General features: G+C 61.3%; 19 protein-coding genes. 8 read left to right on the forward strand and 11 right to left on the reverse strand.

Features of this window, described 5'->3' with window-relative positions; genetic code table 11:
* Window positions 1–141: 141 nt before the first annotated feature.
* Window positions 142–1,491 (forward strand): MATE family efflux transporter, encoded by a 1,350-nt coding sequence (locus tag KVQ82_RS26760; RefSeq protein WP_222016752.1) that lies wholly within the window; start codon window positions 142–144, stop codon window positions 1,489–1,491.
* On the opposite strand, the gene KVQ82_RS26765 is transcribed toward KVQ82_RS26760, so the two are convergent.
* From KVQ82_RS26765 to KVQ82_RS26815, 11 genes are all read right to left on the reverse strand, one after another.
* Window positions 1,485–2,360, reverse strand: a complete 876-nt coding sequence (locus KVQ82_RS26765) for an alpha/beta hydrolase (RefSeq protein ID WP_086794457.1) — start codon at window positions 2,358–2,360, stop codon at window positions 1,485–1,487. The genes KVQ82_RS26760 and KVQ82_RS26765 overlap by 7 nt on opposite strands.
* A 12-nt stretch (window positions 2,361–2,372) precedes the next feature.
* On the reverse strand, window positions 2,373–3,167 hold the full coding sequence (locus KVQ82_RS26770) for a DUF4123 domain-containing protein (RefSeq protein WP_222016754.1): 795 nt from the start codon (window positions 3,165–3,167) through the stop codon (window positions 2,373–2,375).
* Window positions 3,164–4,501 (reverse strand): contractile injection system protein, VgrG/Pvc8 family, encoded by a 1,338-nt coding sequence (locus KVQ82_RS26775; RefSeq protein ID WP_222016756.1) that lies wholly within the window; start codon window positions 4,499–4,501, stop codon window positions 3,164–3,166. Before KVQ82_RS26775 ends, KVQ82_RS26770 begins: the two co-directional genes overlap by 4 nt.
* Window positions 4,502–4,732: 231 nt before the next feature.
* Window positions 4,733–6,646, reverse strand: a complete 1,914-nt coding sequence (speA, locus tag KVQ82_RS26780) for an arginine decarboxylase (protein WP_007963030.1) — start codon at window positions 6,644–6,646, stop codon at window positions 4,733–4,735.
* Between the two features lie 219 nt (window positions 6,647–6,865).
* The gene (locus KVQ82_RS26785) at window positions 6,866–7,237 is read right to left on the reverse strand and encodes a translation initiation factor Sui1 (protein ID WP_041068080.1); all 372 of its coding nucleotides are present in this window, start codon (window positions 7,235–7,237) and stop codon (window positions 6,866–6,868) included.
* 316 nt (window positions 7,238–7,553) lie between these two features.
* The gene (locus KVQ82_RS26790) at window positions 7,554–8,111 is read right to left on the reverse strand and encodes an NUDIX hydrolase (RefSeq protein WP_047291057.1); all 558 of its coding nucleotides are present in this window, start codon (window positions 8,109–8,111) and stop codon (window positions 7,554–7,556) included.
* Between the two features lie 3 nt (window positions 8,112–8,114).
* A complete protein-coding gene (locus KVQ82_RS26795) occupies window positions 8,115–9,182 on the reverse strand; it encodes a DUF2333 family protein (protein ID WP_007963034.1) in 1,068 nt (355 codons plus the stop codon).
* 137 nt (window positions 9,183–9,319) lie between these two features.
* On the reverse strand, window positions 9,320–9,796 hold the full coding sequence (locus KVQ82_RS26800) for a hypothetical protein (RefSeq protein WP_222016758.1): 477 nt from the start codon (window positions 9,794–9,796) through the stop codon (window positions 9,320–9,322).
* Window positions 9,793–10,299: an Hcp family type VI secretion system effector gene (locus KVQ82_RS26805; protein WP_222016761.1), complete on the reverse strand. Its 507-nt coding sequence runs from the start codon at window positions 10,297–10,299 to the stop codon at window positions 9,793–9,795. Before KVQ82_RS26805 ends, KVQ82_RS26800 begins: the two co-directional genes overlap by 4 nt.
* A complete protein-coding gene (locus KVQ82_RS26810; protein ID WP_313902814.1) occupies window positions 10,278–10,886 on the reverse strand; it encodes a hypothetical protein in 609 nt (202 codons plus the stop codon). Before KVQ82_RS26810 ends, KVQ82_RS26805 begins: the two co-directional genes overlap by 22 nt.
* Before the next feature lie 109 nt (window positions 10,887–10,995).
* On the reverse strand, window positions 10,996–12,144 hold the full coding sequence (locus KVQ82_RS26815; RefSeq protein ID WP_222016764.1) for a hypothetical protein: 1,149 nt from the start codon (window positions 12,142–12,144) through the stop codon (window positions 10,996–10,998).
* 322 nt (window positions 12,145–12,466) lie between these two features.
* On the opposite strand from KVQ82_RS26815, the gene gcbA reads away from it, so the two are divergent.
* The 7 genes from gcbA (at window position 12,467) to KVQ82_RS26850 (ending at window position 21,163) form a co-directional block, all read left to right on the forward strand.
* Window positions 12,467–14,137, forward strand: a complete 1,671-nt coding sequence (gene gcbA, locus KVQ82_RS26820) for a diguanylate cyclase GcbA (RefSeq protein WP_222016767.1) — start codon at window positions 12,467–12,469, stop codon at window positions 14,135–14,137.
* 51 nt (window positions 14,138–14,188) lie between these two features.
* A complete protein-coding gene (locus tag KVQ82_RS26825; RefSeq protein ID WP_222016769.1) occupies window positions 14,189–16,135 on the forward strand; it encodes a methyl-accepting chemotaxis protein in 1,947 nt (648 codons plus the stop codon).
* A gap of 246 nt (window positions 16,136–16,381) precedes the next feature.
* Complete coding sequence (gene aroQ, locus KVQ82_RS26830) at window positions 16,382–16,834, forward strand: type II 3-dehydroquinate dehydratase (protein ID WP_007914604.1); 453 nt, start codon at window positions 16,382–16,384, stop codon at window positions 16,832–16,834.
* Between the two features lie 48 nt (window positions 16,835–16,882).
* Window positions 16,883–17,347, forward strand: coding sequence for an acetyl-CoA carboxylase biotin carboxyl carrier protein (gene accB, locus KVQ82_RS26835; protein ID WP_024164417.1), 465 nt, complete (start codon window positions 16,883–16,885; stop codon window positions 17,345–17,347).
* Between the two features lie 17 nt (window positions 17,348–17,364).
* Window positions 17,365–18,723, forward strand: a complete 1,359-nt coding sequence (gene accC, locus KVQ82_RS26840; RefSeq protein WP_041068145.1) for an acetyl-CoA carboxylase biotin carboxylase subunit — start codon at window positions 17,365–17,367, stop codon at window positions 18,721–18,723.
* A gap of 238 nt (window positions 18,724–18,961) precedes the next feature.
* Window positions 18,962–19,840 carry a 50S ribosomal protein L11 methyltransferase gene (gene prmA / locus KVQ82_RS26845; RefSeq protein ID WP_041068147.1) on the forward strand — a complete coding sequence of 293 codons (879 nt, stop codon included), beginning with the start codon at window positions 18,962–18,964 and terminating at the stop codon, window positions 19,838–19,840.
* A gap of 30 nt (window positions 19,841–19,870) precedes the next feature.
* Window positions 19,871–21,163 carry a DUF3426 domain-containing protein gene (locus tag KVQ82_RS26850; RefSeq protein WP_222016772.1) on the forward strand — a complete coding sequence of 431 codons (1,293 nt, stop codon included), beginning with the start codon at window positions 19,871–19,873 and terminating at the stop codon, window positions 21,161–21,163.
* Window positions 21,164–21,345 lie beyond the last annotated feature (182 nt).

Consider the following 21,345-nt stretch of genomic DNA (forward strand, 5'->3'; position numbering starts at 1 on the left):
GAGCGAGCCTGCTCGCGAAGGCGTCAGATCAGCCAAAACGGCTCTGAAGACACAGCGCTTGCGCAAGCAGGCTCGCCCCACATTGGTTTGTATCGCAGGCCGCATGAATCGCTACAATCCCCGCTCCTCCAAGGAGCCCGCATGTCCAACCTGATTGCCGACTGGCGCGACCGTCCGACTCACCGCAAGGTCTGGGCGCTCGCCGCGCCGATGATTCTTTCCAATATTTCCGTACCGCTGGTGGCGCTGGTCGACAGCACCGTCATCGGCCACCTGCCCCACGCCCATCAGTTGGGCGCGGTGGCGGTCGGCGCCAGCCTCTATACCTTTCTCGCCTGGGCCATGGGTTTTCTGCGCATGGGCACCACCGGGTTTGCCGCCCAGGCCGCCGGGCGCAGCGATGGCGCGGCGTTGCGGCAGATTCTGTTGCAGGGTTTGCTGCTGGCGCTGGGACTGGCGATCGTGCTCGGCACGCTCGGCGTGCCGTTGAGCGGTGTGGCCCTGCACTTCATGCAGCCGTCGGCGGAGCTTGATCAACTGACCCGCGAATTCTTCCACACCCGGTTATTCGGGCTGCCCGCAGCGCTGGCCAGTTACGCCCTGGTCGGCTGGTTTCTCGGCACTCAGAACGCCCGGGCGCCGCTGGCGATTCTGCTGAGCACCAACCTGATCAACATCGCTTTGAACCTGTGGTTCGTGATTGGCCTGGAATGGGGGGTGGTCGGCTCGGCCCGGGCTTCGGTGATTGCCGAGTGGAGCGGTGCCCTGCTTGGCCTGTGGCTGACCCGTGGCGCCTTGCGCGCCTATCCCGGGCACATCGCCTGGGCAGCGCTGAAGGTGTGGCAGAGCTGGCGCCCGTTGCTGGCGGTCAACCGCGACATTTTCATCCGCAGCCTGGCGCTGCAATCGGTGTTCTTCCTGATCACCGTGCAAGGCGCGCGGCTTGGCGATGCCACGGTGGCGGCCAATGCCCTGCTGCTCAACGGCCTGCTGCTGACCGCCCATGCGCTGGACGGTCTGGCGCATGCGGTCGAAGCCTTGTGCGGGCACGCCATCGGCGCCCGCGATCGCCTCGCCCTGCGCCGCTCATTGGTGGTGGCCGGCGGCTGGTCGTTGTTGGCCAGCCTCGGATTTGCCGCGCTGTTTCTGCTGGCCGGGCATTTGTTCATCGAAATGCAGACCGATATCCAGAGCGTGCGCGACACCGCGTTCATCTATCTGCCGTATCTGGCGGTGTTGCCGCTGATTGCGGTCTGGAGCTATTTGCTCGACGGCCTGTTCATCGGCGCCACCCGCGCCCGGGAAATGCGCAATGGCATGCTGCTGACCGTCGCCCTGCTGCTGCCGTTTGCCTGGGCGCTACAAGGGTTGGGCAATCACGGGCTGTGGATAACGTTCCTGCTGTTCATGGTCTTGCGCAGCCTGACCCTCGGTGTATTTGCCCTGTGGCTGCGCCGCGACGACGGCTGGTTCAGCGGCGCCGCTCACTGAACCGGCGTGTGTTTGACGAACGCGACGACCTGCTCAAGCACCGGCGCCAGGCGCCGAAGCGGCCGCGACAGGCTCGCCACCAGCGTCACATGACTGGGGCGCGAATAGTACAGATCCTGCACCGGCACACCGGCCTCGCGCAGTTTGCGCGCGAGGCCGGCGGTGTTGCGCGTCGGGTTGACCAGATTATCTTTGGTCGCAGCGATCAGCAGCGCTGGAGGCTCGCCCTGCCGGACATGGTTGATCGGCTGCGATTGCGGCGGTGAGTCAGGCCAGAAGAATACCGGGCGCACAGCGGCATTCTTGATCGGCAGAAAATCGTACGGCCCGGCCAGGCCAATCCAGCCGCTGAGGTCTTTCGACGACATGCCCACCGCACCGAGCAGCGCAGGGTCGAGCGCCAGCATCGCCGCATTGTAGGCCCCGGAACTGTGGCCCATCAGGAACAGGCGTTGCGGGTTGCCGGAGAACTCGCGGATATGCGCCCGGGTCCAGGCCACTGCCCGCGCCGAGTCTTCAAGAAACAGCGGATAGCGCACTTGCGGGTACAGCCGATAGTCCGCCAGCACCGCGACGATCCCTCGCGACGCCAGCGCCTCGCCGACAAAGGCGTAATCGCCACGATCACCGCTGTTCCAGCTGCCACCGTAGAAAAACACCACCACCGGCGCGCCCTCCAGTGGCTGGCGAGGCACGTAGACGTCGAGCTTCTGCCGTGGATCTTCGCCGTAGGCAATGCCCGCCGTTCGCTGGAACGTGTCATCGGGTGTCAGCGCATTGAGCACCTTGACCGGCGAACACCCCGACAGCATCAGCAGCAGGCACCCGCCGAGGATTGAACCAAACCGTTGCCACAGCGGGTTTGTCATGGGTGCCACACCTCAAGATTGATCGTTCTGCCAGTGCCGCCGCACATGGTCGAGCCGTGCCTGCTGGCTCAGCCCGTCCGGCACGTCCGGCAGTTGCGCCCGGGGATGCTGCAAGCGTAGCCATAACCAGCCATCCAGCACCGCGCGGTCGCTGAAACCCAGGCTCAGGCCCTCCTGCACATGGGAGGCCATCCGCGCATAGTCGGTTCCCATGGATTGGCACCAGCGCCAGATGTGTTGTTCCAGCAGACAGTTTTGCAAGCGTTCGCGCTGGCGCCGCGTCAGGCTTTCGTCGACGCTCAGCGGCTCGACCACCCATTGCGGATTGCGCAGTTGCTGCCAGCCTTCACTGCCAATCGCGAGGTCAGCCCAGGTACCACCGAACCAGCGCAGCAGTTGGATCGGCCCGAGCCAGCGGCTCAGGTCGGCGGCATCACAGGCATCGAAGAAGTAACTGGCTGTCTGCCGGTTGTAGTAACCGAGCAAGGCGCGATGATTGAGCCCGAACGAGACGGTCAGCATTCGTCGCAAATGACTCAGAAGAACCTGCAACGAGGCATCGCTTGCGATCAGCAGACCGCGCCAGGTCTGCGGATCACGGTGACACAGCGCCGCCAGTGCCGGGCACTCGTGCAGGTCGACCAGCAGCGGCCCGAGCTCGCTTACCGCCTGAAATTCGGTGCCCTCGAACAGCCGCGTGCAATGGACGGCGGCGAACCCCTGACGCAACGTCGTCAGCGCCTGCCGCGCATCGGCGCCATCGAGCAGCAGCCACTGTGTGTGCGGGGTGAATGGCGCGCCGCTCAAGTGGCGCCGCCCTGTCCCAGCGACGCGACCAGCCGGCAACTGCAGATTGCCGCCGTGCAGTGGTTATAACTGCCACCGCCGGGCACCAGACACAACAGCAACAGCGGTTCGGCGGACATCAGCCACCGCGCCAGACCTGCGCTCGGCAGAACGTCCGGCAGTACCGGAGGCTCTTGGCAGTCTTCGATCAGGGCCGGTTCCTGCAACACACCACTGATCACCGGCTGATCCGGATCGCCCTCAAGAAAACTCACCACCACCTCGACGCCCTCGTCCAACGCTGCCGGCGCCGTCTCGCTCAACGCCGCAGAAAGGGGCAGCCAGCAGTGACTGGCAGCAGCGCCTTCACCCTGATAGAGCCAGTCAAACTGCACCGCTACTGACCGCCATTCGTCAGGCTGGGGCTCAGCGACGGTCACCACCCAGGCCCGTTGCAGACTGTGCATGCGCGGTGGTGTAGCAAGGCTCGTCGGCGGGGCAAGAGGCGCCTCGGCCGAGGCAAGAATCCGGTTGCTGTACGGCGGTTCGCTGGCCGGATCAGCACGATGCTCGATCCGGTTCAGCAGCCAGCGACGGTTGCACTCGGCAAACGGATGTTCGCTCAGTGCCAGCCACCGCGCACTGCGCAAGGCTGGCAGATCGCTGTGGCCGTGGGCTTTACCGGGCCGAGCCAAACGCTCCTGCACATCGCTGGCATCCACTTGCATCTGCCAGCGCCGGACGCTCGGCGAGTTCGCGTCATCATCCACAGATGCCCCGCCAGCCAGCGGAAACCTTGCGGGATCATCAACGAAGACCAGGCAGTGCCCGTCAGGCCGATGCTCGAAGTAGTAGTCAATTCGCGCCTGCGCGCACAGCCGCTGCACGAACTGCAGGTCCGACTCGCGGTATTGGGTGCAAAACGTGCGTACCGGGTATTCGCCGTGCAAATCAAAACGCCGTTGCGCGCCAGCGATACCGTGCTCCTTGAGGACCTGTGCGAGGATCTGCGGCACACACTGGCAGCTGAAAATGCGCTGACTGAAACGCAGCGCCAGACAACTCAACTTCGGTCCCAGCGTCACTCGGCACAACCGCACCCCCGCCGCGTGCTCATGCTGCACGACGCTCTGCAATTGCCCGCTCAGGCCATTGTGTCTGGGGCCGAAATGCAGGAACGCCGAGCGGTACAGCAGACCGGCCAGGTCCAGTTGCGGGTCATCGATCAACAGGTCGATGTCAAACGCAAAAGGTTCGCTGATGCCCTCACTGCCGGTAAAGGCCAGCACCTCGAAGGGGTCGGGCAGCCCCGTTACATCGAGACGAAACGACGGCTCGTTGACTGATTCGAACATGGGCGGATCTCTACAGGAGGGGCGGCCGGGGATTCTCGCCGAGAGACATGGCCGAGTAGAGAGCTGAAGTACAACTTAGGAAATGACCTACGCGAAAAGCAGACGGGATCACTTCACCGGCTGTGGCAGGCAGTTATTTCGCGGGAAATTTGGGAGATGTCCCACCGGATCATCCGAATTTTCCACCGCTTTCGTGGAAATTTCAGACAACCCGGTGCAACAGCATCTGTCTCAGGAAGACAGGTAGGAGGAGCGGGTCAGACCCAGACGCAAGGCATCGAGGAACTGCGTGCGTTCGCTGGCACTGATGCGGGCACTGGCGCACTTGTCACGGTAGTGGGTCATCAGTTCTTCAGGCGACAAGTGCACGTAGCGCAGCATGTCTTCGATGGTGTCGTGGGTCTCGATACCGGCGTGGTACACGCTGCCATCGGCGTTTTGATAGATGTTCACCGAGTCGGTATCACCGAACAGGTTGTGCATGTCGCCGAGAATTTCCTGATAGGCGCCGACCAGGAACACCCCCAGCAGATAGTCTTCACCTTCGTTCAGACCGTGTACCGGCAGGCTGGTCTCGATACTCTGTTCGTCGACGTACTGGTTGATTTTGCCGTCGGAGTCGCAGGTCAGGTCTTGCAGCACGGCACGACGCAGCGGCTCTTCGTCCAGACGATGCAGCGGGATGATCGGCAGCACCTGATCAATCGCCCAGGTGTCCGGCAGGCTCTGGAACACCGAGAAGTTGCAGATGTACTTGTCGGCCAGCTTGTCGTTGAGTTCGTCGAGCACCTGACGGTGCGAACGCTGACGGGCTTTCAACGAGTTATGCAGGCGACGGCACACCGCGAAGTAGCACTGCTCGGCCAGGGCTTTTTCAGCCAGGGTCAGTTTGCCGTCGGCGTACTGCGAGGCCACGTCGCTCATGTAGTGCGTCGCGCGCCAGTAGGTCTCGGTGACCATTTCGATGTCGGTCGGGCCGAGCAGGTCAACCAGCCACTGCACGGTTTCCGGCAGGGCTTCCTTGTTTTCGATCTGTGGCACGTCGTCGTTGTGCTTCTCGACGTCAGTCACTTGCACCACCAGCATCGCGTGGTGTGCGGTCAGCGAGCGGCCGCTTTCGGAGAAGATGTGCGGATGCGGCAGGCTCTGCGCGTCGCAGAATTCCTTGAGCATGCCGACCACGACACCGGCGTAGTCGTCCATGTCGTAGTTGATCGAACTGGCATTGCGCGAGTGGGTACCGTCGTAGTCGACACCCAGACCGCCGCCGACATCGATATGATCGACCGGCAGGCCAAGGTTGCGCAGCTCGCCGTAGTAACGGATGGCTTCCTTGAAACCGTGCTGGTAGTCAGCCAGGTTGGCGATCTGCGAACCCATGTGGAAGTGCAGCAGGCGAATGCCCTGATCCAGGCCCGCGGCGCGGAAACGCTCGACCACCGACAGCAGTTGCGCCGCCGACAGACCGAACTTGGATTTCTCGCCACCGGTGTCCGCCCACTTCGACGACGCCAGCGACGACAGGCGCACGCGCAGGCCGACCTGTGGCTTGACCTTGAGCGAGGCCGCTTCTTCGATCACCAGGCCGACTTCGGATTCTTTCTCGATCACGATGAACACGTTGTGGCCGAGCTTCTGGCCCATCAACGCCAGACGGATGAACTCGCGGTCCTTGTAACCGTTGCAGACGATGGTGCCGCCCTTCGGCGCCAGCGCCAGCACCGCCAGCAGCTCAGGCTTGGAGCCGGCTTCCAGACCGATGGAAACGTTCTGGGTGGCGATGATGTTCTCGATCACCGCTTCCTGCTGGTTGACCTTGATCGGGTACAGCGCGGTGTACTTGCTCTGGTATTCCAGGCGCTCGATGTTCGAGTCGAAAGCACCGGTCAGCTGACGGACGCGGTCTTGCAGGATGTCGGGGAAACGTACCAGCAACGGCAGGGACAAGCCGCTCTTGCGCAGTTGGTCGACTTGTTCGAACAGGTCGATAGGCGAACTGCTCGGGCCGTTCGGACGAACTTCGACGCGACCGGCGTCATTGATCGCGAAATACCCGGCCCCCCAATGGCGAATCCCGTAAACACTGCGGCTGTCCGCAACTGTCCATTGGCTGCCATCGTCTTTGCGTGTGCGTCGTACGGACATCGAAGTCCCCTATAAAGAAGTCATAGTGCGTCGCCTGATCGCAGGCCGGCGCAGTCTAAAGAATGAAAATGACGGTTCGTCAGCGCGGCGGTAGACCGCGCTGACCGCGTGTAGTTTAGAAACCGGTCATGAACAGGCTCTGTGAAAACCATGGAGACGACGCCGGATCTGAACTGCTTCAGTGCCGGATCAAGCCGCAGATGGATTTCACAGAGGCTGCTAGCCGCCGGACTTCTTCGCTTTGAAACCGTGTTTGATCAGCTCAGCCAAGAGTAGCTCGACATGATCGCCCTGGATTTCGATGACCCCGTCCTTCAACGCCCCACCGGTGCCGCAACGTTTCTTCAACGTTGTCGCCAGCTCCTTGAGGGCGTCTTCGGCCAGTGGCACGCCGGTGATGGTGGTCACCGTCTTGCCGCCACGGCCCTTGCTCTCGCGACGCACGCGGGCAATGCCGTCCCCGGCCGGGATCACGGTTTGTTTGCAGATACAGGCGTCCACCGGTTTACTGCATTCCGGGCAATGACGACCTGCGTCGGTGGAAAATACCAGGCCACCAAGGGCGGCGAAGGATGCGGCTTTTTTGGCCACCGGCAATCCTCTTGGGAGGACAAAGACTGATCGCGACCTTGGGCAAGGTCATCGACCGCGAAGCCCCACTCAGGCAGGGGCAGCGCTACTGCACCGACACAATTGAACCGCTCGACGTCGACCTGTAGGAGCTGTCGAGTGCAACGAGGCTGCGATCTTTTGATCCTGATCTTCAAAAATCAAAAGATCGCAGCCTTCGGCAGCTCCTAAAGGCCTGTCATCGTTCAGGCCCACATCAAACCATTCGGTGCAGCTTGAAAAGGTCGCGCAGTGTAACGGCAAAAAGCGCAATTGCTAAGAGCCAATCGGCGCCAATTTATGTGTTCTTTGCGACGTCGCTTTGCTGCGCCTTCAGATAGCGCTTCAACGCGGCCAGAGAGTCCGGGCAGTAAGGCTTTTGCTCGATTTCCAGCAGCACCTGTTCGACCGGAATGAAGCGTGCTTCCAGCACCTCTTCCGGCTGCAGTTTCAGCGGGCCGTCCCACACCGCGGAAAACGCCGAGCACCACAGGCGATTGCCGGTGTCCTCGAAGAAGAAATGATCGTGGGCAGTCAGTTCCACCCCGCTCACCCCCAATTCCTCTTCCAGCTCGCGGGCCGCCGATTCGGCGTAGGTCTCATCGGCCTGGACCATGCCGCCGGCCGCCACGTCCCAATAACCGGGATAGATCGCCTTGCTCAAGGTGCGCCGATGCACGCAAAGCTCACCGGCACTGTTGAACAGCATGATGTAAGTGCCGCGACCGATCAGCCCACGCTCACGCAGATCGGCCCGCACCAAGGCGCCGAGCAGGTTGTCCTGCTCGTCGACCCAGGCGATCTGTTCAGCATCGGAGGCGGCGCGATGGGCCGCCTCTTTGGCGCTCTCGTCCATGACTCAGCCCTGATTGAGCAGTTGACGCAGATCGATCACGGCGGCGTTGGCCCGGGAGATGTAGTTGGCCATGACCAGCGAGTGGTTGGCCAGCACGCCAAAACCGCTGCCGTTGAGAATCATCGGGCTCCAGACCGGCTCCTGCGAGGCTTCCAGCTCACGAATGATCTGGCGCACGCTGACCGTGGCGTTCTTCTTCGCCAGCACATCGGCGAAGTCCACTTCGATGGCGCGCAGCAGGTGCGACAGCGCCCAGGCCTGACCGCGTGCTTCATAGAACACGTTGTCGATCTGCATCCACGGAGTCTCGACCACTTCCTCGTCAACCTGCGGCACTTCGCCCACCGCCGGCACTTCGGTTTTCAGTGCGGTGTTGAGCTTCACCCGGCCAACACTGGCCGACAGACGTTGCGACAGCGAACCCAGGCGAGTGCCGACATCGCCCAGCCAGTTGTTCAGGTTATCGGCGCGGGCGTAGAACAAGGCGTTTTTCTGCGTTGGATCAGACAGACGCGCCTGATAACGGCTCAGGGAGTTGATGCCTTCCTGATACTCCGATTCGCTCGACGGCAGGATCCAGCTCTTGTTGTCGAAGTTGAAACGCGGTTCGGCTTTTGCCAGGTCGGCATCTTCGGCCGACTGCGACTGCGAACGGGCGAAGTCTTTGCGCAGCGCCCGGGTCAGGTCACGCACCTGCACCAGCACGCCGTATTCCCAGCTCGGCGTGTTGTCCATCCACAGGCCTGGCGGGAAGCGGTCGTTGGAAATGTAGCCACCCGGCTTGTTCAGCAGAGTGCCGGCAACGGTCTTGAGGGTTTCGACCGTGGTGTAGCCGACCACCATTTGCTTGCCTTCTTTCTCGGCAGCCGCCTGGGCATTTTGTGCCACCGGGAACAGCGCGGGCTCCTGGCTCCAGTACCAGCCCAGGCCGATGGTGACCAGCAGATAAATGCCGATCAGCGTGGCCAGCGCGCGGCTGAACAGCAGCCCGCCCACGTAGCTGCGGGTGGCCGACTTCGGTTCAGCGGCACGTTCAGGCGCGCTGCCCGCGCGGTTCTTCCAGTCCAGCATGGCGATATCCTTTCAATCACTTGGGTTCAACGGTTCGACCACAACCATACAACAACGTGCCAAGGCCGGGCACCCGTGATCGGGTCATGGAACAAAAAACCGCGCGCGGTCGGTGAGCGAAAGGATAGACGCGCCCTTCAGACGCTGAAAATTTTCATTGAAATCGGCCGGACGGCGTCAGCTGCGAACAGATGGGCGATGCCCTCAGCGTCGGTCTTGCGCTGGCTGACAACGCCGTCAACCGTTACGAGGTAAGGCTGCTGCGCCAGTGGCTCACCGGTGATGCTGTCGACCAGACGAAAAATTCGCGGGGTTCGGACGGGCTGCGCGGGGGGATTGTTCATCATCTCGAGCACAGTCTGATCGAAGACCGACGCCGCAACCGGCCACTGGCCGAATTCGGCTTGTGACTTGAGCAACAACCAGTCGCCACACTCGATCTGCCCCAGCACTTCGCTGTCCAGATTGATCAGCAAGCTGGCCCGCAGCTCATCGAGCCCTTCAAGCCGGCGGCGCTCCAGCAATACCTGACAGACGCGTTCCAGCGCCTGATCCACCGGGTAAACATGCTGACGCTCGGCGCTGGTCAACTCAGCATGATGAACCAGCCTCATCCCTGCGCCTCGCCTTGCCACTCGTCGGAGCCCATCGTGCGGCTCACCTCGTGTCGCCAGTAAATGCGCTGGTAGCTGAAATGGACTTTTTCCAGTTGAGTGAAGTGCGACACCGCCGAATCCAGACAATGCGGCATCAGCACCTCGGCACCGACGATCAGCGCATCCTCCAGTTCGATAGTGTAGAAGTGCTCCTGCACGCCCTGGGCGGAGGTGCGATAGAACTCCACGCGACACTGGCTGAGCAGCTCACCGGAACACATCGCCACCTCTATCAGGGGCGATGCCTTGTCGAGTGCCTTGGTGATGATCAGCGGCTTGTGCATCCGCCGCCCCGCGCCCTGCCCCTTGGGAAGGAAAATGCCGTGGCTCAGGGCCTGAACCATGATTTTGTCCTCACGCCCTTTCTGATAGATGTTGCCCACCGACTCCTCGGTGAAGGCCCCGGCACTGATCAGCCCCTGACGGCTGCCGTGAATGGTCATGAAGGCTGGGCTGGGCATGGGGTTGCTCCTTTTTGTGGCTGGGGCGGGGGGAAATGGTCGGGTTCGTCGGGGAGCTTTTCGATTTCTTCGAAAGGTATCCAGGGTTCGGCGACCTCAAGGGTGATGAGGTAGCGCTCCTGATCCGGATGCCTGGAGTCTCGAAATCGTGCCAGTGACAGCATTGCCTGGTACTTGTCGCCAGCCTGCCAATAGGACGTGCCCGAGAGCACGCCTTGTCGGACGTATGCACGCCACTGCGGGGTATCCGCCATAGTCGGATCGCGCCGCGTACCCATCGGTTTCCAGCCCTTTGCACACCACTGTGCCTGCAGATCGACTACAACTTTCATCGCATCGTCGATGAGTAAAGGCTCGATTTGCGGGGACATGCGGATGTCGATGACCAGGTTGCCAACGAAAGTCAGCGTAAAAAAACGCGCAAGAGGTGTTTCGAATCCGTACTGCGGATCAATAAAGCGCAGGCGGGCGTCAGTCTTCGGGATCCCACCCGAAACGCCGCCTCGGCCGCGACCCCACGCCTTGAATCCGGCTGTCGAGTGCGCTTCCATGTATTCATATGTTCCCCCCATTTTCACGGTAATCACGGGGTCATCCCACAATGGCTGCGTCAGTAGACGTGCGGCGGCTATCGCTAGAACAGTACAGAGCACCAACGCCCCCCAACAGCGCCTGTTGAACAGAAAGAAGTGCAAGTTAACTCCCCTCCATGGTGGCAATTTCATGGATGGATTGTGCTAGCGCATTTCTATTGTCGTTATTGAGCATCTGGTCAAAACGAGCCGCCGCCCGATGCACGAACGCCATTCGTTGATCGATATCGGATAAATCCGCTAGAGGATTAGTATCGAAACCGATGGTGCGGCCATCATCGACTCGCTGGCATTGACTGGTGAGGGTCAACTCGATGGCCTGGGCAACGCCTGAGGGAAAATCCGTTACGTAAGAAAAATGATTGCCCCGCAGCAGCGTCACCAGATGAAGGTTTTCGTAGATGGTTGGCTGAAGAATGTTTCGTTGCTCATGCCAAGCCAGATGCTCCACACTTTCGGCAATATTCCCTGCCTCGATCGCTTCAAAAGCATCCAGAATTTCTGTAAAGCGCTTTCCAAACTCAAGCGTTTCCTGCCCCACCGGCCAAAGCACCGGAAACGTGGGGTGCCCATATATTTTTTTCCGCTCACCAAGACACTTCTTCAATTCCGCCAACCCACGCACCGCATAAAACCGGTGCAACGGATGTACATCCAGAAACAGCGTGGTATTGCCCATCGCCATCATCTCGTACACATGCCGGAACTGTTGCTGCGCCACTGACAACGCCTCACCGGGGCCACGGAAATCCAGCGACGACACAGAATTGCGCGCCCGGGCTTCGTCGTACTCGCGCAACGCATCGGCTTGCTCAGGCATTTTTGCAGGAGTCAGCAATCCGGACTCGCGGCGAGCATCCCGCACCCGCTGCCGCGCCTCATGTTCTTCACGAATACGTTCGATACTGTCTGCGGCATGGAGCAGCCCACAACCCACCTGCTTGGAAGCGAAGGCCGCCAGACCCGCCCACTGGAACCGCGGATCGTGTTGCCACAAGCGGGCATAGGCGGCGTTGATCGCCCGGTTGCGTGCAACGGGGTCGGCGATCAGAACGCCCTCAGGCGCGACAACTTTCTCGGCCTCCTGCTGACAGGCGCGCCAGAGGCACTGACACGTCAGTACCGGAACCTCGGTAACCAGCATCTTTTCGCCGTACAGCCACTCTTCCTTGCACTCACACTCGGCGACGGGCGCGGTGGTGTGGTTCAGGCGTAATCCATCGCTGGGATGCGGGTTGAAACATTGGGTCATGGTGGCGAAGGCATCTAAGGGAATCCCTTAACCCTACCCGTCCGTAATCCCTGTGAAAGGGGTCGAAGAAAAATCAGAAGACTCTGAAAGACAATGACTTCAAAGCGGTGGGACACTCCTTCGCGAACGACAGGAAAAATCCCAAAGAGCCCGTAATACGGGGGCTTGACCGACGAGCAAGTCAAAAACAAATCCGCTCGGTCAGAAACTGAATTGTGCAGCACCGCAGATTATTGACGCACGACACTCATATAAGGGAAAAGAGGTGCTAGCATAGAGCCACCAGTCGATCTCAGCATGCGCCCTAACTAGTAGTCAGGATATGACCGAGCCAGAAGACCCCAGCCGTGAGCGCCTCAAGCACCACTTTGCCCAGCGGGTAATTCATCAGGCACGTCAGATTCTTGAGATATGGCAGCGCCTGCAACGCAGTGAGTGGTCCACTGCCGACCTCGCCGAACTGAACGAAGCGAACTTGCGCCTGCTGCGTTTTGCCGAGCGCTTCGAGCAGCCCGAGCACACGCAACTGGCTCATCACATCAGCCAGTCGCTGGAGGCCGTGGATGCCAATCGCGGGCGCCTGAGCAGTGGCCTGATTACCGACCTCAATCGCTTGATGCAGCGCCTGTCTCGCACCGGTCTGCGCCATGGCGATCAACTCGACCAGACCTTCCTGCCGCCGCTGCGCAAGCCGATCTACGTGATGCTGCAGGATCACGACCGCGCCGAACGCCTGGCCAAGCAGCTGGAATTCTTCGGACTGACCGCACAGGCGCTGGACAGTGTCGCCGCATTTCGCTCCTCGATGGTCGAGCGCTTGCCGGCGGCAATCGTCATGGACGTGGACTTCAGCGGCGCCGGTGTCGGCCTGCAACTGGCCGCCGAAGCCCAGACAGGTCTGGAAGAACCACTGCCGCTGCTGTTCTTCAGCCTGCATGAAACCGACACCCCGACCCGTCTCGCCGCCGTGCGCGCTGGCGGCCAGGAATTCCTCACCGGCACCCTCGAAGCGTCGAGCCTGCTGGAAAAGATCGAAGTCCTGACCTGCGTCGCCCAGTACGAACCTTATAAAGTGCTGATCATCGACGACTCCCGCGCCCAGGCCTTGCACACCGAACGCCTGCTCAACAGCGCCGGAATCGTCACGCGTACCCTGATCGAACCGATCCAGGCGATGGCCGAACTGGCGGATTTCCAGCCGGACCTGATCATCCTCGACATGTACATGCCGGCCTGCACCGGCACTGAACTGGCCAAGGTGATTCGCCACAACGACCGCTACGTCAGCGTGCCGATCATCTATTTGTCCGCCGAGGACGATCTGGACAAGCAGCTCGACGCGATGAGCGAGGGCGGCGACGACTTCCTGACCAAGCCGATCAAGCCGCGACATCTGATTACGACGGTGCGCAACCGCGCCGCCCGTGCGCGCAATCTCAAGGCACGCATGGTCCGCGACAGCCTCACCGGCCTGTACAACCACACGCACATCCTGCAATTGCTCGAAGACTGCTCGTTCCGCGCCCGGCGCGAGAACAAGCCGCTGAGCTTTGCCATGCTCGACATCGACCACTTCAAACGGGTCAACGACAGCCACGGTCACCCGATGGGCGACCGAGTGATCAAGAGCCTGGCGCTGTTCCTCAAGCAACGCTTGCGCAAGACCGACTTCATCGGCCGTTACGGCGGCGAAGAATTCGCGATTGTCATGCCCGACACTGATATAGAAGCCGCGCACAAAGTGCTCGACGAGATCCGCCAGCGCTTTGCCGAAATCCACTATCCGGCGCAGCCGCAGGATTTGTGGTGCACCTTCAGCGCCGGCGTGGTGGAAATGCACGAAGACTCCGACAGCCTGATGATGGCCAGCCAGGCCGACGAAGCGCTGTACCGCGCCAAGGGTGCCGGACGCAATCGGGTGCAGACTGCGCGCGACTCAAAGCAAAGTGCCACCTTTTCATCGGAATCCACCGATTCGGTCATAACCCTGTAACAGAACCGCAATAAATTCAGGCACTTACCATTTCTGCCGTTGGTAGCCGTCATGCGCCTGAAGTTGCTCACCAATCTCAACACCCTGCTGCTGGTCGCCGTCTGCGTGGCCCTCGGCGCGACGCTGTGGTGGTCGCAAAAAGCCCTGGAGCGTCCGTATCTGTTGATGGAGCGCTACCTCGGCCTGTCGCAGCAATTTCAGAATGACGTGGCGCGCAATGTCGAGGACTACCTCGCCAGCGGCGACGCCCTGCGACTGAGCAGCGCCAGCCAGGCCATCGACGGTTTGCAGAAAGAGCTCGGTGAACTGCCGCCGGCGCTGGCCGAGACCCTGCGCCCGAGCCTGTCGAGCCTGGAAGCATTCAGCAAAACCGACCTGCTCGCCGCCGGCAAACTGGCCGGTGATCCGCAGGCGTTGTTGTTGCAGGCCGAACGCGAACTGAGCGCCAGTCTCGATCAACTCAGCACCTACGCCAATGGCAACGCTACGTATCTGACGCCGCTGCTTGTCGCTTCGCAGCACTTGGGCAAGCTGTCGCTGGCCCGCGACAAACTGGTCAGCAGCGGCCGCAGTGAACTGGCGGCCGACGTCGAGCGCGAAGTCGACACCATCCGCGCCCAGGCTCAGGCCATTGACGCCCTGCCCCTGCTCGGCGTGGTCGCCAGAAATGAATCCGGCAGTGATGATTTCGCCGCGATGATGGGCATCGAAAGCACCGAAAAATCCGCCGCCGAAGACGCCGGCATCGGCCTCAAGCGTGAATTGAACAGCCTGCTCGGCCGCTACCCGGCGGAACTGGCACGCACCCGCGAGCAGATCCAGAAACGCACCGAACTGAGCACCGCGACTCACCTGAAAATCGCCGCCGTGCAACAGGCCATCGCTGGACTTGAGCCGGTGGTGCGCGCCCAGCACGGACAGATTCAGGGCGAAGTGCGCCTGATGCAGGGCGTGATGATCGGCCTGATTCTGCTGATCGCGCTGCTGATCGACACCTTGCAGCGGCGCCTGGCGCGCACCCTGACCAACCTTGCCCCGGCGCTGTCGACCTGGGCCGAAGGCGATTTCAGTCGCGACATTCAGTTGGGCAAAACCAACCGCGAACTGCATGACATTGAAGCTTCGCTCAACCGCTTGCGCGCGTATCTGGTGGATCTGGTCGGGACGATTCGCGGTAACGCCGAACAGGTCGCCGACAGCAGCCGCACCCTGGCCGAGCTGAGCAACAACCTGCACTCCGGTGCCGAGCATCAGGCCGGCGACACCGCATTGATCCGCGATTCACTGGGTGAACTGGAAGCGACGATTCAGCAGGTCGCCGGCGATGCACGGCAGGCTGCCGATGCCAGCCGCCATGCCGGGCTGGCCGTCGAACACGGACAAACCGTGATCGGCCAGAGCCTCACCGGCCTGCACGCGCTGGTCGGCGAAGTCCAGGGTAACGCGCAGATGATCGAGCACCTGGCCGAAGAGTCGGCGACCATCGGCGGCGTGTTGACGGTGATCCGTTCGATCGCCGACCAGACCAACCTGCTGGCCCTGAACGCGGCCATCGAAGCGGCGCGGGCCGGGGAAATGGGCCGTGGCTTTGCAGTGGTGGCCGAGGAAGTGCGTTCACTGGCACAACGCACGGCCGGCGCGACGGCGGAAATCCAGACGCTGATCGCCGGCCTGCAAGCCGCCGCTCGACAATCGGTGGAAGGCATGCGCGCGCAGGTCGAACACGCCGAAGCCACAGCCAACCAGGCACAAGCGGCGGACGGCGCGCTGGATAAAATCGTCGGCGCGATCCAGACCATTTCCGATACAGCGATCCGCATCGCCGAGATCACCGCTCAGCAGAGCGGCGCGGTCAGCGAAATCCGTGATCACAGCGAGCGGATCCATCAATTGGGTGGGGATAACCTGCTGCGCATCGGCGAAGGTCGAGAACAAGGCGAGAACCTGCTGCTATTGGGTGGGCAACTGCATACCGCCGTACAAGCCTTCCGCGTCTGATCACGATCCCTGTAGGAGCTGCCGAAGGCTGCGATCTTTTGATCTTGCTTCTAAAAATAAAAAGATCGCAGCCTTCGGCAGCTCCTACAGGACGAGATGAATGACCGGATCAAATCACTCAGTCACAAATTTCGCGTAAACATCGGTCATCGTGCTGGCTATTGCAGAGAACTGGACAGCCACAAAGCCTTTGCGGCATAGTCGCCGGGTTCTGACGACTGCTCATTCATAACAAGGAACACGCAGATGGCAACGCTACTGGTGCTGCACGGCCCCAACCTGAACCTGCTCGGCACCCGCGAACCCGGCACTTACGGTTCAACGACCCTGGCGCAGATCAATCAGGATCTGGAGCGCCGCGCCCGTGAAGCCGGCCATCATCTGCTGTATCTGCAGAGCAACGCCGAGTACGAATTGATCGATCGCATCCACGCCGCTCGCGGTGAAGGTGTGGATTTCATTCTGATCAACCCAGCAGCTTTTACGCACACAAGTGTCGCATTACGTGACGCGCTGCTGGGAGTGAGCATCCCATTCATCGAAGTGCATTTGTCCAACGTGCACAAGCGCGAACCTTTCCGCCATCACTCTTACTTCTCCGATGTAGCGGTGGGAGTGATCTGCGGCCTTGGCGCCAGCGGTTACCGACTGGCCCTGGAGGCCGCACTAGAGCAGCTTGAAACACAGGCAACGACTTGAACCACAAGCGTTAAACGCCCCTGACCGACCCTTGGGAGTTGATGATTCATGGATATCCGTAAAGTTAAGAAACTGATCGAATTGCTGGAAGAGTCCGGCATCGACGAGCTCGAGATCAAGGAAGGCGAAGAGTCCGTACGCATCAGCCGTCACAGCAAGACCCCGGCTCAGCAGTACTACGCTCCGGCGCCGATGCAGGCTCCGGCGGCTGCACCTGCCGCCGCTGCTGCTCCAGTGGCTGCTGCCGCTCCAGCCGCCGCTGCTGCTCCTGCACTGAACGGCACCGTGGCCCGCTCGCCAATGGTAGGCACCTTCTACCGCAAATCTTCGCCAACCTCGCCAGCCTTCGTTGAAGTCGGCCAGACCGTGAAGAAAGGCGACACCCTGTGCATCGTCGAAGCCATGAAGATGATGAACCACATCGAAGCTGAAACCAGCGGTGTGATCGAATCCATCCTCGTCGAAGACGGCCAGCCGGTTGAGTACGACCAACCGCTGTTCACCATCGTTTGAACTGCGGAGAGCCTTTGATGACTGCGAAGTTGGAAAAAGTTCTGATCGCTAACCGCGGTGAGATCGCCCTGCGGATTCTGCGTGCCTGCAAAGAGATGGGCATCAAGACCGTCGCCGTTTACTCCAAGGCCGACAAAGAGCTGATGCACCTGGGTCTGGCAGACGAGTCCGTCTGCATCGGCCCGGCTTCTGCCGCTCAGTCCTACCTGCACATCCCGGCCATCATCGCTGCCGCTGAAGTGACTGGCGCCACCGCCATTCACCCAGGCTACGGTTTCCTCGCAGAAAACGCCGATTTTGCCGAACAGGTCGAGAACTCCGGCTTCGCCTTCATCGGCCCGAAAGCCGAGACCATTCGCCTGATGGGCGACAAGGTGTCGGCCAAGCACGCGATGATCGAAGCCGGCGTGCCGACCGTTCCAGGTTCCGACGGCCCGCTGCCGGAAGACGAAGAAACGGCGCTGCGCATCGGTCGTGAAGTCGGCTACCCGGTGATCATCAAGGCCGCTGGCGGCGGCGGTGGTCGCGGCATGCGCGTGGTGCACAAGGAAGAAGACCTGATCGCCTCGGCGAAACTGACCCGCTCCGAAGCTGGCGCGGCGTTCGGCAACCCGATGGTCTATCTGGAAAAATTCCTGACCAACCCGCGTCACGTCGAAGTTCAGGTGCTGTCCGACGGCCAGGGTCACGCCATCCATCTGGGCGACCGCGATTGCTCGCTGCAACGTCGTCACCAGAAGGTGCTTGAAGAAGCACCGGCACCCGGCATCGACGAGCAGGCACGTCAGGAAGTGCTGGCGCGCTGCGTCAAGGCGTGCATCGACATCGGCTACCGTGGCGCCGGCACGTTCGAGTTCCTGTACGAGAACGGTCGTTTCTACTTCATCGAAATGAACACCCGTGTTCAGGTGGAGCATCCGGTTTCGGAAATGGTCACCGGTATCGACATCGTCAAGGAGATGCTCAGCATCGCCGCTGGCAACAAGCTGTCGTTCACGCAGGATGACGTGGTGATCCGCGGTCACTCGCTGGAGTGCCGGATCAACGCTGAAGACCCGAAAACCTTCATGCCGAGCCCGGGCACGGTCAAGCATTTCCACGCTCCAGGCGGCAACGGCGTTCGCGTCGATTCGCACCTGTACAGCGGTTATGCAGTTCCGCCGAACTACGACTCGCTGATCGGCAAGCTGATCACTTACGGCGCCACCCGCGACGAAGCCATGGCGCGCATGCGCAATGCCCTGGACGAAATCGTGGTGGACGGGATCAAGACCAACATCCCGCTGCACCGTGATCTGACCCGCGACGAAGGCTTCTGCAAAGGGGGCGTGAACATTCACTACCTCGAGCACAAGCTGGCTGGCGACAAGCACTAAGCTTCAGCCCGCACCAGACAAGGCCGCCTTCGGGCGGCTTTGTTGTTTCTGGAGCAAAGTCAAAAGATCGCAGCCTTCGGCAGCTCCTACAGGAGAATGCATTCGAAATGTAGGAGCTGCCGAAGGCTGCGATCTTTTGCTTTTCAACCAAGTTCGTCTTCTTTGGCGCGCTCGCGTAAACTTGCGCGCTTCTCGCTGGCCGCTAGGCTGCAATCATATTTTTTCAAAGGTGCCCGCCATGCCTTGGCTGCAAGTACGTCTCGCCATCAGCCCGGAACAAGCCGAAACCTACGAAGACGCTTTCCTTGAAGTCGGCGCCGTTTCGGTGACCTTCATGGACGCCGAAGATCAGCCGATCTTCGAGCCGGAACTCAACACCACCCCGCTGTGGGCGCACACACATCTGCTGGCCCTGTTCGAGGGCGGCACCGAGCCTGCGCCGGTGCTGGCCCATCTGGAACTGCTGACCGGCAGCCCGCTGCCCGAGCATCACAGCGAAGTCATCGAAGACCAGGATTGGGAACGCAGCTGGATGGACGGTTTCCAGCCAATGCGTTTCGGCCAGCGCCTGTGGATCGTGCCGAGCTGGCACGCCGCGCCTGAGCCTGACGCGGTCAATTTGCTGCTGGATCCGGGCCTGGCATTCGGCACCGGCACCCACCCGACCACCGCCCTGTGCCTGGAATGGCTCGACGGTCAGGACCTGAAAGACTGCAACGTGCTGGACTTCGGCTGCGGCTCGGGGATTCTGGCGATCGCCGCCCTGCTGCTCGGCGCCAAAGAAGCGGTCGGCACCGACATCGACGTGCAGGCGCTGGAAGCCTCGCGCGACAACGCCGGGCGCAACAATATTGCCGACGAGCTGTTCCCGCTGTACCTGCCGGAAGATCTGCCGCAGGTCAAAGCCGACGTGCTGGTGGCCAACATTCTGGCCGGCCCGCTGGTTTCCCTGGCGCCACAGCTGTCCGGCCTGGTCAAGTCCGGCGGGCGTCTGGCGTTGTCCGGGATCCTCGCCGAACAAGGCGAAGAGGTCGCTGCAGCCTATGCGCAGGACTTCGATCTGGACCCGATCGCCAATCGTGATGGCTGGGTGCGCATCACCGGCCGTCGGCGCTAGAATGGCCGCCTGCATAAACCGGATCGCCGCATGACCGACAGCTTCGTCACCCAGTGCCCGCATTGCCAAACCAGCTTCCGCGTCAGCCATGCTCAGTTGAGCGTGGCCCGCGGGGTGGTTCGCTGTGGCTCCTGCCTGCAAGTGTTCAATGCCGCCAAACAGCTGCTGGAACAACACGCCGGCAAGGAAGCGGTTACGCCGGTGGCGCCGTCCATTGTCCAGCCAGCACCGTCTCAACCTGTGGTCAGCGAACCGCCGCCAGTGGTCGAAGCGCCCGTCAACGACGAACCGCCCGTGCCGCGCGCCATCAGCCAAAAGCAATGGAGCGCCAGCGAGCTGGATCTGGACAGCCTCGATCTGGACGAAGAACTGGCCCGCCTCGAACAACGGGAAATCCAGCCGACCACCGAATTCGGTCGTCAGCGCGAGGAGTCCCTGAGCGCGCGCCGCGACAGCCCTGAAGCCGATGAAACGGTGTGGCGCGACAGCTTGTTCAGCGCACGCGACGATGAACGCCTGTCCGAGCCCGACGTTCAAGCCGAGCCCGAGATCGTCGAAGCAGAACCGCTGAAAACCGCGCGCACCGAGCCTTCGTTGTCGCTGGAGCCGGTGGATCTGGATGACGAGCCGCCGATCCCGCAACTGCGCCTGCACGATCCGATCGATCCGAATGCCCGCCGCGAACGCCTGTCGGCCAGCGTCGAGCCGGACGATGACGAGTTGCCATCGGTCGAACCGCTGCGCAAAAAACGTGAACGTGCCGAACCCGGCGTACGCGCCGAAGTGCTGCAGGATCTGACCGACGACCCGCTGCAACTGGACTGGCAGAAGCGCCGTTCGCCCTGGGGCCGGCGCCTGCTCTGGAGTTTGCTGGTGCTGCTCGCCGCCGCCGGTCTGGCGGGTCAGTACATCGCCTATCATTTCGACGAACTGGCGCGCCAGGATCAGTACCGCCCGTGGTTCCAGCAGTTCTGTCCGCAGATCGGTTGCACGGTGCCGTCCAAGGTCGACATCGGCAAAATCAAAAGCAGCAACCTGGTGGTGCGCAGCCATCCGGAATTCAGTGGAGCGCTGGTGGTCGACGCGATCATTTATAACCGCGCAACATTCTCCCAGCCGTTCCCGCTGCTGGAGTTGCGCTTCGCCGACCTCAACGGTCATCTGATTGCCAGTCGTCGCTTCAAACCCGGCGAATACCTCAACGGCGACCTTGAGGGCATGGCGGAAATGCCGCCACAGACGCCGATCCACATCGCACTGGATATCCTCGATCCAGGCCCCAAAGCGGTGAATTACAGCCTGAGTTTCCACTCCCCCGAGTGAATCGCTTTATCGCTTCAGGTTTGACGGCAGTTTTCTGACTTCCTCCGCGGCCACCAAACCGCTGGTAATAACAGAATAACTGTTCAGATTTTGTTCAATTCAGCCTTTATCCAGTCATCGAGAGCGGGTATCATGCCAACCCTTTTTCGAACTCTCATGATCCGGCCCCACTTCAGGGAAGT

This window comes from Pseudomonas sp. AO-1, from assembly GCF_019775695.1.
Lineage (GTDB): Bacteria > Pseudomonadota > Gammaproteobacteria > Pseudomonadales > Pseudomonadaceae > Aquipseudomonas > Aquipseudomonas parakoreensis.